We start from the raw sequence: 12,690 nt of genomic DNA on the forward strand, positions 1-12,690 counted from the left end.
GAACCGCTGATAGTTTATCGTCTGTAGAAAATTTAGTCATAGAAAAAACTGCACCTCCAATCGTTAGTTGTGTCTAACAATTGGGGTGCAGTTCACATGCAGACGGTTTGTCCAGGCAGCCCGGTCATTCCTCGACCGGCTGTCTTTTTTTTCGCAATCCACGAAAGAAGTCCTTGAGCATCTGCCCGCATTCCTCTGCAAGAACACCCTCTATGACTGGCACCTGATGATTAAAGCGCGGCTCTTCCAGCAGGTTCATTAATGTCCCGGCACAGCCCGCCTTTGGATCACGAGCGCCATACACTACCTGTTCGATGCGGCTTTGAACGATTGCACCCGCACACATCGGACACGGCTCCAACGTTACGTACAGCGTACATCCGATCAAGCGCCATCCACCCAAGCGTTCACTTGCCTCCCGTATCGCGATCAATTCCGCGTGCAAGGTAGGGTCTTTTTGTGTTTCCCGCAAGTTGTATCCGCGACCTATGATTTCCCCGTCACGCACGATGACCGCACCGATCGGAACCTCACCAATCGCAGCGGCTTTCCGGGCCTCTTCCATGGCTTGTTTCATATAATAATCATGTTCATTTGCTTGTATCACGTTTCCTAAAGCTCCTTCAAAAACAGTCTTTCGTCCCGAACAAACGGACCATTTTACCCAAAAAAGTTGATTCAAGAAGTTTTTGTCCCTACCCGTTCACATACTATCTGCGAGATTACATACATTAATGATGTAAGGAAGAAGTATGCAAAAGATCGTTAGCCTCTTTCTGGAGGGATGTGAGTGGGCTTAACCTCTGCAAATACGTTATTTGATCGCTTTCACAGTCCGACTAGAGGTCTACTGGCAAAAGAAGAAGTGTTTTCCCACATCGAACATACCATCTCATCAATAGATGGTCCATTTGAAATTATTGTGGGGGCCGACTCTCAATTAAAAAGCCGCGGGACATTTTTTGCCCTTGTTATCACAGTGATTCGTCCCGGCCATGGGGGAACCTTCTTTTATCACAAATTTCAAGAACGCCGGTACTCATCCTTGCAACAGCGTATATTCCAGGAAGCGCTGTACGCAGTCGGACTTGCCACAGAAGTACGCCAATATTTGCGGGACCGCCACTTAGATACTCCCATCCGCCTGCATTTTGATATCGGCACGAATGGTCCTACCCGTAAGTTTATCCAGTCTTTGTTGAGCTTAGCAGAAACCAATCACTTTCGTGCCGAGATCAAACCGAACTCCTTCTGTGCATCTACGATAGCCGACAAGTACACCAAGTAACAAAGCAGGCGGATGGCTAATGAGGCGTCCGCTTGGCTTTGTTTTGCCCTTATCTTTGTTGGTTCAAACAATTCGGGACATGCTCTTGCTTCTCCTGCCCACCTTGCTTTTTCAACGTAAACAGGGTGATTGACAATGTACGAGACGTGAGCTATTATAAGCTTTAATTGAAGCGTTTTCACAAGGCGTGTTACTGGTAATGCAGGCATGAGCCGAGAAGATCTTTTTCTTGTTAAAAAGGTTTTTTCGGCTCTTTTTTCTGATTAACGTCATGGTTCATCGGCGTTTTTCATTAAATTGGATGTGACCGCTTGCGGTAAGCAAAAACGGTCATGGACCGTTTTTGTCTATCAAAAGGTGGTGGAAGCGATTGTCCCGTGATAAGGAAAAAACGTACGCAATTACGCGTGTGTTGAACCATAACGTCGTACTCGTAGAAGAACCCGGATCCGGACAAGAAATTGTCCTGTTCGGAAAAGGAATCGGATTTGGCACAAAAACCGGGATTACCATCCCCGCCCATGACTCGCGTGTGGAAAAGCGTTTCAGGCTCGAAAATGAAAATCACCAGAAGCAGTATCAGAACATTTTGAGCCAAGTAGATCCTGCTGTCGTAGGAATTGCGGAAGAAATTATCGCTCTCATTGCGATAGAGATTACGCCAGAATTGAACGAACACGTCCACGTTGCCTTGCCTGACCATATCCAGTTTGCCATCTATCGGCTCAATAACGGCATGGAGATCGTGAATCCCTTCTTGTTCGAAATCCAGACGCTGTACATAAAGGAGTACGCGCTGGCGAACCGGGCAGCGGATATGATCAAAAACGCATTCGACCTGGACATTCCAGATAGTGAAATCGGATTTCTGGCCTTGCACATTCACTCCGCGATCAGCTACGTCCCTGTAAAAAAGGCGGTCCAATTCACCAACATCATCACGGATTTGGTAAGCCTGATTGAAGAGCGAACAGCCATTACCATTGAACGCAGTACCATTGACTACGTTCGCCTCATTACCCATTTGCGCTTTGCCGTTGAGCGCATCCGTCAACAAAAATTCATCAAGAACCCGCTTCTGGACCGAGTCAAAACCACCATGCCAGAGGCCTATCAATTGGCAACAGAGCTAGCTGAATACATCTCCGCCCGTCTCGGAATCGCTGTACCAGAAGACGAGGTTGGTTATATGGCTCTGCACCTTTATCGCTTATTACAGCAAAATTAAATAATAATCCTGCGTGTTACTAGCTCGACTAGGCATGAGCGGTGAGATCATACGGACATAGTAAGTATGTCGTCGTATGAATTCAACCGTCTCATGCTTTTTTGGTTCAGACGCAAAAGGAGGATACTATGCTACGCAGTCTTTTTTCCCGGAAAAAACAACAACAAGAGGTAACCTTTCTTGCACCTTTAACAGGTACCGTACTACCCCTGTCCGAAGTTCCTGATCCTGTTTTCGCAGGTAAAGTCGTTGGTGATGGTGTAGCGATTTTGCCAAGTGCAGACACTCTCGTCTCCCCTGTCGATGGAAAGGTAACGCATCTTTTCCCTACCCATCATGCTATCGGGCTGTCGACTGAAAGTGGTCTTGAGATATTGATGCATATTGGAATTGATACAGTGAAATTAAACGGGAAAGGCTTTACCCCGTTTGTCTCGGTAGGCGATCAAGTAAAAGCTGGCGACAAGCTCATCCAATTCGATAAGAGCGTACTGGAGGATGCAGGTTGTCCGATCGTAACACCTATCGTTATTACGAATGGTGATCTGGTTGCTGAAAAAAATGTAGTGGCAAAAGCAACTGTGCAAGCAGGCCAAGAGCCACTTATGACTGTCGTCTTAAAATAAAGCGAAGCGTATGGTTGAAGGAGGTACAACATGGTTCAATTTGAAGTAACCGTCAATGTAGAGGGTGGACTCCACGCGAGACCAGCAGCTCTACTCGTGAATTGTTCGTCGCAATCTCAGTCAAAGATTACGCTGAGCAAAGGGACAAAACACGCAGATGGCAAAAGCATTCTTGGCATTATGACGTTAGGTGTCTCCCAAGGCGACACCCTGACCGTCCAGATCGACGGCGCGGATGAACAAAACGTAGCCACTGCGATTCAGCAGCTATTGGAGCAATCCTAGTAAACCATACCGTGTAAACGACGGACAGGAAGGTGAAGGATGTATGTTAAAAGGAATCCCGGTTTCCGCTGGCATTTCGATAGCCCCTGTTTTACGCCTCACACACGAAACAGCCATTACGCAGGCAGAGTCAACCACTCCAGTGGATACGACTCAGGAGCTAGGACTACTTAGCAAGAGCGTAGAGCAAGCACGCGAACAACTGGAAAAGCTAAAGGAACAGACAGAGGAACAATTAGGCTCGGAAAAAGCGGCCATCCTCTCTGCTCATATTGCCTTTTTGGATGACCCGGCATTTGTCGGGGAGATGAGTGCGCTCATCGAAAATCAACAACTGGCGGCAGATGCCGCCGTCTCGCAAGTAGCCGATCAGTTCATTGCTCTCTTTGAGAGTATGGACGATGCCTACATGAAAGAGCGCGCGGATGACATTCGTGATGTGAGCCGCCGTCTGATTCGAAATATTTCGGGCGGCGACACCGTCATCTCCTACCCGGAAGAACCTTTTATCCTGGTTGCATGGGACGTCACCCCGTCAGAGACGCTTCAGCTTCCGCTCCAGCATGTACGGGGAATTGTCACGGCAAAAGGCGGCGCTACCTCCCATGCAGCCATATTGGCACGCTCTCTCGGAATTCCTGCTGTCATGGGCGCAGGCGATATCTTGATGGAAAAAGTAGACTCCGGGAGTTTGCTGATCATCGACGGAACCTCCGGACAGTTGATTGTTTCGCCTGATGCGGATACCCTGGCAGCCTATCAGGAAAAAGCCGCGCAGGAAGAAAAGGAACGCCAATTGTACGAAGCCATTAAGGACCTGCCTGCCGAAACAACCGATGGCCACCGCGTTCACCTCATGGCAAACATGGCTGTGCCAGAAGAATCTGATGCACTGATCGCATCCGGTGTAGAAGGGATCGGGTTGTTCCGCTCCGAGTTTTTGTTTATGGATCGCAGTACCCTTCCTGATGAGAGTGAACAATTCGCTGCATATAAGCACGTAGCCGCTGCTTTTGGCGACAAGCCGGTCATCATTCGTACCTTGGATGTAGGCGGCGACAAACATTTGCCGGCACTCGCGCTTCCACAGGAGGAAAACCCGTTCCTTGGCTTCCGCGCAATGCGCATCTCGCTAGCCAGACCAGAATTGTTCCTGGTGCAATTACGTGCTCTCTTGCGTGCCAGTGCATTTGGTCGCCTTCTGATCATGTTCCCGATGATTTCCCATCTGGAGCAGCTGCGTGAAGCCAAACGATTGTTGGAGCAAGCGAAATCAGAGCTGCGGGCAAAAGGGATCGCTTTTGACGAGAAGATCGCAGTAGGCATGATGATGGAAATTCCGGGTGCCTGCCTGCAAGCAGATGTGTTTGCGAAAGAGGTAGACTTTTTCAGCATCGGCACAAATGACCTCGTTCAATATACGCTGGCTGTAGACCGCATGAATGCTAATATTGCCGAGCTGTACAGCTACTATCATCCAGCCGTATTACGATTGATTTCCCAAGTCATCGAAGCTTCCCATCGGGCGGGCATTTGGACCGGGCTGTGTGGGGAGATGGCGGGAGATCCGTTGGCAACCAAGCTCTTGCTCGGTTTAGGACTAGATGAGTTCAGCGGTGCCGCTTCGGTCATGCCAAAAGTCAAAGAACGTATCCGCTCCACCAGCTTAGTGGAAGCGAAACAACTAGCCGGGCACGTTCTTACACTGTCTACTGTAGACGAGGTCGTTCAATATCTGAAAGACAAAGCCTTATAAAAGGTTTTGTCGCCTGAGTAGTGAAAGCGCTTTCAACATTCCGATCAGAATGGTCTCTCTCCGGCTTATTCCTTGTGCCCTCATCATTTTGCCATTCATCCGGAGAGCGGCTTCCCTGATAAATTCATTCCATTCCAAGGAGGTTTTATCCTATGCTCGCTTTTCTGCAAAAGATTGGGAGAGCCCTCATGCTCCCGGTTGCAACGTTGCCAGCCGCAGCGATTTTGCAAAGCTTTGGTCTTCTCAAATTCGAGAAGGACCTCAATCTCGGCGCCTTTGGTGCATTCATGGACTCGTACATCGCTCCGCTTTTGGCTGCAGGCGGTTCAGCCATCTTTGACAACCTGGCTTTAATCTTTGCTGTCGGTGTTGCCATTGGCTTGGCTGGAGATGCTGTTGCCGCCTTAGCCGCTGTCATTGCCTACGTCGTATTGACGAAAGTACTTGCAGCTGTTCCTGCTGCCTTGCCTTTCATCGCGGATGATATAAAACTGAACATGGGTGTCATCGGTGGTATTATGGCGGGTGGTGTTGCAGCGTTTTTCTACAACCGCTACCATTCGATCAAGCTCCCTGAATGGCTGGGCTTCTTCGGTGGAAAGCGTTTCGTTCCGATCATCACTTCTCTTTCCATGGTTGTCATCGGCTTGATTTTCGGGGTCATTTGGGGCCCGATCCAGATTGCCCTTGACTCATTGGGCTCTTGGATCGTAGGTCTCGGCGCAACAGGTTCTTTCTTGTTCGGATTCTTCAACCGATTGCTCGTTCCATTTGGTCTGCACCACGTACTCAATGCGATTGCCTGGTTCCAAATCGGTGACTTTACCGATGCGACAGGAAAAGTGGTACACGGCGACTTGCATCGTTTCTTTGCGGGAGACCCATCAGCAGGAATGTTTATGACTGGTTTCTATCCGATCATGATGTTCGCACTTCCTGGAGCGGCTTTCGCTATTATCCACTCAGCGCGTCCTGAAAAACGCAAAGTAGTTGCTTCTATGTTTATTGGTGCAGCTCTCGCTTCGTTCCTGACCGGGATTACCGAGGTAGTTGAATTTGCGTTTATGTTCGCTGCTCCACTCCTGTATTTTGTTCACGCGATATTGACGGGTGTGTCCGGATATATCGTGACCTCTCTGGGTATCAAGCACGGCTTTGGATTCTCAGCGGGTCTGATCGACTACGGCATCAACTACCACCTCTCTACGAATGCTTGGATGATCATCCCGATTGGTCTGGCATTCGCTGTGGTCTACTACGTCCTGTTCCGTTTCCTGATCGTGAAGCTGAACCTCAAGACGCCAGGACGTGAAGATGACGAAGAAATGACAGCTACAACTACGGGAAGGAACAATTCGATGCAGGATAAAGCGATCCAAGTGCTCACTCACATTGGTGGAAAAGAAAACGTCGTTAGCGTAGACGCTTGCATCACTCGTTTGCGTCTGGTTTTAAAAGACGACAAAAAAGTCAACGACAAAGCCTTGAAGGACCTCGGTGCAGCAGGTGTTATGCGACTGGGTCAAGGAAGCGTGCAAGTAGTCTTCGGAACCCATTCGGAGCTATTAAAAGAAGAGATCAGCAAGCTGTAAAATATATCGAATGCCCGGTCACGGTAAAGTCCGTACCGGGCTTTTTTCTGTTTCCTGAATGGGCAACGGACGCGACCCGGTATCATTCCCACCATGTGTCGTACTATATGGGCATCGCGCGTTGTTTTCCAACTCCTTTTCAAACATGACCAAGCGCTCGAGAAATCCCTCGCAAGCCGGCATACTCTTTGGCGCCATCATTTCAATTTCGTAAGCGATGGTTCTTCTCCATATCTCCAGCTGCCTTCTATTTGCCTCCCAAGCGTTCAATCCATCCCACCCCTTCGCTAAATCAGCAAACCATCTTGATAAAAAAATCAAGCATGCCACATCGTAGTTTCTTGGCCAACATGGGCAAATGATTGGCCTTGAAATCATATTCTCCCTTCTCGTACTTCAAGTATGTTGAAGCATTTCGAAAACCGAGGGCTTCCGCCATTTCTTGCAAGGTCAGCTTGCACTCATTACGTCTTTGCGCGATAAACGGGAGGTTGAGTCGTTCCACCAGTTTTCTCCTCCTGATTTGCAAAAATGGCAAATATTTATAGTTACATCATATCCTTTCAATTTTAGCAAAGTCAATACAGATTTTGTCATATTAGCAATCTTGTTTTTTCCGTTTTGGAAAATTGTTAGAATGGAATTGCCAAAACGATAAAGGTGGTCTCACGATGTCCATAATTGGTCAACGCATAAAATGGCTACGCGAGCAAAAACAATGGTCACAACTTCAATTAGCTGAAAAGCTGGGCATACATAATACGGTTCTTTCGCGGATCGAGTCAGGCGAAAAGAAAGGCGTCGATTTTCATCTGATTTCCAAAGTCGCAGATTTATTTGAAGTATCCACTGATTTTCTCCACGGGCGCACGGAGGAACTATCTTGGCAACGCGGTTCTGTCCGGGAAACACCAGCCAGCTTTTTAGATGTCGATGGCCTGACTGAGGACGATTTGATTGAGGTCAAGCGCCATATCGAATTTTTAAAGTGGAAGGCTTTGCAAGAAAAGAATGAAGACCCTTCTTAAAGATTGATGGATAACAGAAAAAACCCCTGTCTCCAGGGGTTTTCATCGTGGCAAGCGTCAGGCGCACTCTCCTGATGCTTTTTTATATATGCTGTGTTATTCTTCGCTGTCGTTAGCCATTTCGTCTGCAATCAACTCGATCCAGCTCTGCGACCAAGACTCAATCCCTTTGAGCACCGGAGTCAGAGCTTTCCCCATCTCGGTTAAGGAATACTCTACCCGAACAGGAGCGGAATCAGTAAACACCTGCCGATGCACGAGTCCTTCCTTCTCCAAATCCTTCAAACGCTCAGAAAGTAGCCTTCCGCTTACTGGCAGGGCCCCTTCCAACGCACAAAATCGCTGTGGTCCCGACAACAACTGGTATAGGATTAGACCTGTCCATCGCTTCCCCAACAACTGCATACCTTTTTCGAACTTCGGACAGAGGGTAGACTCTTTCATAGGTATCACCTCATTCTCCTTTCAGTATACCGCTCTTTGTTCAATCCATCAAAACCAATGATGCCAATCAACCTTGAAAATTGCACTTGCCAACTGCTGGGATTTTCTTGAATCACTTGACTTAGGATATTATTATTGTATACTTACTAACGAAAAGTAACTTTGTTACGCATTTAAATTTTCGGAGGGATTCATACATGTCTAATCGTTTTGAATGGAGCGCACTTATTCTACGTGTGATTGCTGGTCTTACTTTTGCCATTCATGGAGTGGTTAAATTCCAAATGGGGTTGGAGAATGTCGCTGGTTTCTTCGGAACCATGGGACTCCCTGCATTCATTGCTTATCTCGTAGCCTTCTTGGAGGTAGTCGGTGGTATTGCCTTGATTCTGGGTCTGGGTACTCGCGTATTCGCAGGTGCGTTGTCTGTTGTTATGATTGGTGCTATCTTTACAGCCAAGCTCGCTGTCGGCTTCCTGGGCGGTGAAGGTGGAGCTGGTTATGAATTGGATCTGGCCTTGCTTGCGATGTTGGTTGCTCTTGGTATCAGCGGCAGCTCCAAGTTCGCACTGGACGCTATCCTGTTTGGAAAAAGTTCGGTTGAGTAAACGTATAAAAGCCAGTCTGAAGGTCATATTCGAGCCTTCTGACTGGCTTTTTCTCTTTATTCTTTCTGCGGCGATTCCTCGATCATTTTTTTATTGATTACTCTTATTTTGTCTGCTGGTGATTTCTCGTCTTTTGCACTAATGAATACGGAATTATCTCCCGCTTCAAAAAACATGACATAATCCTGATCGGCCATGCTCTTATCTTCACTGACAGGCGCCCCCAGATTTTTACGGATCGTGTCCAGATTCGTTTCATTTAGATGAAGACCAGCCAAATCAATTCCATATACGCGATCTTGCCCATCAAAATAAATGAGCGCACTCTCTAGCTTCTCAAAGACTTCATAGCGTCCGCCATCCCAATAATCTTGTTTCGTTACCTTGCCGTATAGCGCAGAAACGTCATCCCGCTTCATTCCGATGTGGATATCGAAGCCACTGATTTCGTTTTTGGCGAGCAGCTGCAAAAATTGCTCATCCAGATTAATTTGACGCACGGTAGCGGCTTGCTTCTCTTGCTTTTGGTCGCCCCCGCTATTTCCCGCCTCTTGCTGCTGCTCGGCTACAGGCTGTTGTTTAGAATCTGTTGATACGCTCGTGTCAGGTGAACAGCCTCCCACAAGCAAACCTGCCACTACAGTCATACACACCCATTTTCTCATCCGACTTCACTCCTTTATCTCATCTTGAATGGTTTCATAGCAACTTCATCACTAGTAAGACGTATCTTTTAGTAAAAGTGAGGTGTCGTATGAATGCCACTCTGGTTACTCGTCGTACTTATTTTCGGAGGTCTCTTGCTGATTGGAGCCATCATCGATTGGATTGCCAAGCGCCGGAAGCAGAGAATCCTCATAGAGCGTAACAACCGTGATTCCCATTCCTTTGATGAAGGATACGACCCGAGAAAGAAAGACGAATATCTCAATTGATAGACGCTGCTCCCCATCATTTGGTTACGAAACGGTACCTAACAAAAAAGACCCCGGAAAGGGTCCCCTTCACACCACAATGCTGATGATAATTCCTGACAAAATGCTGACGAGTGTTGCCCCATACAACAGCTTCAGTCCAAACCGGGCGACGACATTTCCTTGTCTTTCATTCAAGCCTTTTACCGCGCCAACAATCGTCCCAATGGAGCCAAAGTTCGCAAACGAGATCAAAAACACAGACACGATGGCGACCGTTCTCTCGCTTAACTGACCTTGAATTTTCGTAAAGTCGAGGATGGCGACAAACTCGTTCGCCACTATTTTTGTGGCCATGATACTTCCCGCTTGTACGGCTTCGTGCCAAGGAACCCCCATAAGAAAAGCGAGGGGAGCAAAGACATACCCTAACAACGCTTGGAACGAGATACCGAATACCGCACTGAATAACCCGTTCACCATCGCAATGATTGCAATAAATCCGAGCAACATCGCGGCCACGACTACAGCTACTTTAAATCCATCTAGAATGTACTCCCCGAGCATTTCAAAGAAGGCCTGTTTCTCTTCTTTTTCTTGATCGAGCAAGTCATCTTCCGGCTTCACTTCATACGGATTAATAATGGAAGCAATGATAAAACCCCCAAATAAGTTGAGCACCAACGCAGCTACTACATACTCCGGTTTGAGCATGGTCATGAAGGAACCCACAATCGACATAGACACGGTGGACATCGCAGAGGCGCACAGCGTGTACAACCTGTTTTCAGGTATGGCACTGAGCTGTTTTTTCACGGTAATAAACACTTCAGACTGCCCGACGATCGCCGAAGCAATCGCGTTATACGATTCCAATTTTCCCATGCCATTCACTTTGCTCAATACGAGTCCTACATAATGAATAAATAAAGGGAGGATCCTCGTGTACTGTAGAATGCCTATCAGTGCGGATACGAACACGATTGGCAGCAAAACTTGTAAGAAAAATGGCGACGCACCCGGATTCGCAATGCCGCCGAAAACAAAATTGATCCCCTCGTAAGCATACTCCAGGAGTACAGAAAAACTGCTGGCAATGCCTGATATTAAAATGAGTCCAATACTGGTTCGCAACAGCAGCAAGCCAAACACGATCTGAATCAGAATCATGATGAGGATAGGGCGATACCGAATGTGCTTTTTATTACTACTTGTCAGCCAAGCAAGCAAAAATACCGTGATCAAACCTATACCTGCGATGATATAATTCATGCAACCAACTCCAATAGCAAAAGATTTAGAGCCGACACGTACCATTGCCGATCCGCATATCTCGCTCCATAATCTTCCCAAAAGAGCACAAAAAAACCCTCCTGAACGATGAATAATCGAACAGAAGGGGGATGAGACAAACTATATATCTGCAACAGCGATGGCCTCAATCTCAATCAACAGCTCGTCCCTGATGAGCTTGCTCACTTCAACGGCAGAGCTCGCTGGCGGAGTTTCTGTATTCACGTATTGATCTCGAATCTCACGGACAACGTGCATCTTGGAGATGTCGGTCACGAAAAAAGTCAATTTCACTACATGATCAAAGCTGACTCCTGCCGCATCTAAAGCGAATTGGATATTTTCGAAAACTTGCTTCGTCTGTGCAGCTAAATCACCTGTGCCGACCACTTGGCCTTCCTTGTTGAGAGCCACCTGACCGGATATGTAAATCGTCCGTGCGTTCCGAACCTCCACTGCATGGGTGTAGCCAAAAGTAGGTGGCATTGTTTCAGGGCTAATGAATTTGATTCGCTTATCATTCTGCATCCGACATACTCCCTCCGATTCACATTTGTTGGTAAGTAATTCTATCATACCCGAAAAATTCTGACCATTCGTCGAGTTCTCAAAGAAAGAGAGGGAAGCCTCATGATCATTACATGCGATGCTTATTGCAACATGGGCTATATTTATTTGCAGCAACCAGGGAAAGAAATCGTTGATTCCCAAAGGGAGAAGGATAACAAGATTAGCCGTTATGTCGATCCTTCCTTGTTGCACATCCCGTTAGTCGTTGATTTGAACAGGGGAAAGCTGTTGGATGACATGCAGTTATCCGCGAAAACGTACAAGATGGCAATTGGCGATGAGATTGATGAGGAGTACCAGAACGATCTCGATGAGCAAGGCTACATGACAGGAATTGAATTGAATTTATCCAGAGACAGATTGGTTCACTTGTTAGAAAATAAAGCGTTTGTGGTTTATCGCACAGAGTGGAAAGGCAAACCCTTTCACCTTGCAACATTGGATATTGATCACAAAGTGTTTGATTCGAGCAATGTGATTTATCCTCTGAATGAAAAGCAGGATGCCTTCGTGATCATTGAAGTAAAGGGAGAGTATCAAATTGGGCTAGTGAAGGCGTTACTAACAAGAAGAGATGATTTATATCCCGTCGAGTATTTGTTAGCTCCGCAGTTTATTTTAAGTGAGTATACGTTATAGAATGGAATGAATAACCCGTCTCCAGCTAGGCTGAGGACGGGTTTTTGCTTATTACTGGTTTCTATTTGAGGAATTAATTTGATCAAACAGCCCGCTTCAAATTGCTGAAACAGTCCACCACCATACTGCTTTTTTTCTTCTACTCTTATTTCTCTCTTTTTGGGTGGGGATTGTTGAATCGGTGTTCTTTCTGGCTTTACTGGAAGAGGAGCTGCCTGTACTAGATGATCCTGAACTACTGGAACTAGACGAGCTTGACCCTCTAGATGATGCAGGTTCTACAGGAAGGATTAACAGACTAATGATTACACCGCTAACAAAAAAGGCAAGCAGTTTCCGCATGAAAGATGACCCCTCTTTGAACCAGCCAATGGTTCTCTCTCTAAATAACAGTTAAATACTACCACTTCGCATCATGG

17 protein-coding genes are annotated in these 12,690 nt (G+C 47.0%); 10 read left to right on the forward strand and 7 right to left on the reverse strand.

The genetic code is table 11. The features are described 5' to 3' along the window. Nucleotides 1-124: 124 nt before the first annotated feature. Nucleotides 125-607: a tRNA adenosine(34) deaminase TadA gene (gene tadA, locus ACFYU8_RS30965; RefSeq protein WP_390307142.1), complete on the reverse strand. Its 483-nt coding sequence runs from the start codon at nt 605-607 to the stop codon at nt 125-127. 183 nt (nt 608-790) lie between these two features. Between tadA and ACFYU8_RS30970 the strand changes: the two genes are divergently transcribed. The 6 genes from ACFYU8_RS30970 (at nt 791) to nagE (ending at nt 6,775) form a co-directional block, all read left to right on the forward strand. Beyond that, nucleotides 791-1,288: a ribonuclease H-like YkuK family protein gene (locus tag ACFYU8_RS30970; protein WP_390307140.1), complete on the forward strand. Its 498-nt coding sequence runs from the start codon at nt 791-793 to the stop codon at nt 1,286-1,288. Nucleotides 1,289-1,658: 370 nt separating this feature from the next. Beyond that, complete coding sequence (gene glcT, locus ACFYU8_RS30975; protein WP_390307138.1) at nt 1,659-2,516, forward strand: glucose PTS transporter transcription antiterminator GlcT; 858 nt, start codon at nt 1,659-1,661, stop codon at nt 2,514-2,516. Between the two features lie 128 nt (nt 2,517-2,644). Next, nucleotides 2,645-3,142, forward strand: coding sequence for a PTS sugar transporter subunit IIA (locus ACFYU8_RS30980; protein WP_087347075.1), 498 nt, complete (start codon nt 2,645-2,647; stop codon nt 3,140-3,142). 30 nt (nt 3,143-3,172) lie between these two features. After that, a complete protein-coding gene (locus tag ACFYU8_RS30985; RefSeq protein ID WP_390307136.1) occupies nt 3,173-3,427 on the forward strand; it encodes an HPr family phosphocarrier protein in 255 nt (84 codons plus the stop codon). A 43-nt stretch (nt 3,428-3,470) separates the two neighbouring features. After that, nucleotides 3,471-5,183: a phosphoenolpyruvate--protein phosphotransferase gene (gene ptsP / locus ACFYU8_RS30990; protein ID WP_390307134.1), complete on the forward strand. Its 1,713-nt coding sequence runs from the start codon at nt 3,471-3,473 to the stop codon at nt 5,181-5,183. 152 nt (nt 5,184-5,335) lie between these two features. Beyond that, nucleotides 5,336-6,775, forward strand: coding sequence for an N-acetylglucosamine-specific PTS transporter subunit IIBC (gene nagE / locus ACFYU8_RS30995; protein ID WP_390307131.1), 1,440 nt, complete (start codon nt 5,336-5,338; stop codon nt 6,773-6,775). Nucleotides 6,776-6,793: 18 nt separating this feature from the next. Here the strand turns inward: nagE and ACFYU8_RS31000 are convergent, their stop codons facing one another. Next, entirely contained in the window at nt 6,794-7,045 is a 252-nt protein-coding gene (locus ACFYU8_RS31000) for a hypothetical protein (RefSeq protein WP_390307129.1), read from the reverse strand. Nucleotides 7,046-7,067: 22 nt separating this feature from the next. Further along, on the reverse strand, nt 7,068-7,280 hold the full coding sequence (locus tag ACFYU8_RS31005) for a helix-turn-helix domain-containing protein (protein ID WP_390307127.1): 213 nt from the start codon (nt 7,278-7,280) through the stop codon (nt 7,068-7,070). A 166-nt stretch (nt 7,281-7,446) separates the two neighbouring features. Here ACFYU8_RS31005 and ACFYU8_RS31010 point away from each other — a divergent pair, with 166 nt between their 5' ends. Beyond that, on the forward strand, nt 7,447-7,803 hold the full coding sequence (locus tag ACFYU8_RS31010) for a helix-turn-helix domain-containing protein (RefSeq protein ID WP_390307125.1): 357 nt from the start codon (nt 7,447-7,449) through the stop codon (nt 7,801-7,803). 96 nt (nt 7,804-7,899) lie between these two features. Here the strand turns inward: ACFYU8_RS31010 and ACFYU8_RS31015 are convergent, their stop codons facing one another. After that, nucleotides 7,900-8,247 (reverse strand): winged helix-turn-helix transcriptional regulator, encoded by a 348-nt coding sequence (locus tag ACFYU8_RS31015; RefSeq protein WP_390307123.1) that lies wholly within the window; start codon nt 8,245-8,247, stop codon nt 7,900-7,902. A gap of 197 nt (nt 8,248-8,444) precedes the next feature. On the opposite strand from ACFYU8_RS31015, the gene ACFYU8_RS31020 reads away from it, so the two are divergent. After that, nucleotides 8,445-8,855, forward strand: coding sequence for a DoxX family protein (locus tag ACFYU8_RS31020; RefSeq protein ID WP_144618351.1), 411 nt, complete (start codon nt 8,445-8,447; stop codon nt 8,853-8,855). Nucleotides 8,856-8,911: 56 nt separating this feature from the next. Here the strand turns inward: ACFYU8_RS31020 and ACFYU8_RS31025 are convergent, their stop codons facing one another. Beyond that, nucleotides 8,912-9,520: a hypothetical protein gene (locus tag ACFYU8_RS31025; protein WP_390307120.1), complete on the reverse strand. Its 609-nt coding sequence runs from the start codon at nt 9,518-9,520 to the stop codon at nt 8,912-8,914. A 93-nt stretch (nt 9,521-9,613) separates the two neighbouring features. On the opposite strand from ACFYU8_RS31025, the gene ACFYU8_RS31030 reads away from it, so the two are divergent. Beyond that, on the forward strand, nt 9,614-9,790 hold the full coding sequence (locus tag ACFYU8_RS31030; protein WP_390307117.1) for a hypothetical protein: 177 nt from the start codon (nt 9,614-9,616) through the stop codon (nt 9,788-9,790). A gap of 69 nt (nt 9,791-9,859) precedes the next feature. Here the strand turns inward: ACFYU8_RS31030 and ACFYU8_RS31035 are convergent, their stop codons facing one another. After that, entirely contained in the window at nt 9,860-11,041 is a 1,182-nt protein-coding gene (locus tag ACFYU8_RS31035) for a NupC/NupG family nucleoside CNT transporter (RefSeq protein ID WP_390307115.1), read from the reverse strand. Nucleotides 11,042-11,182: 141 nt separating this feature from the next. After that, the gene (locus ACFYU8_RS31040) at nt 11,183-11,590 is read right to left on the reverse strand and encodes a RidA family protein (RefSeq protein ID WP_390307113.1); all 408 of its coding nucleotides are present in this window, start codon (nt 11,588-11,590) and stop codon (nt 11,183-11,185) included. A 102-nt stretch (nt 11,591-11,692) separates the two neighbouring features. Here ACFYU8_RS31040 and ACFYU8_RS31045 point away from each other — a divergent pair, with 102 nt between their 5' ends. Next, nucleotides 11,693-12,271, forward strand: coding sequence for a hypothetical protein (locus ACFYU8_RS31045; protein WP_390307111.1), 579 nt, complete (start codon nt 11,693-11,695; stop codon nt 12,269-12,271). Nucleotides 12,272-12,690: the final 419 nt, after the last annotated feature.

It is taken from the genome of Brevibacillus sp. NPDC003359 (assembly GCF_042878995.1).
In the GTDB taxonomy this organism is placed as follows: domain Bacteria; phylum Bacillota; class Bacilli; order Brevibacillales; family Brevibacillaceae; genus Brevibacillus.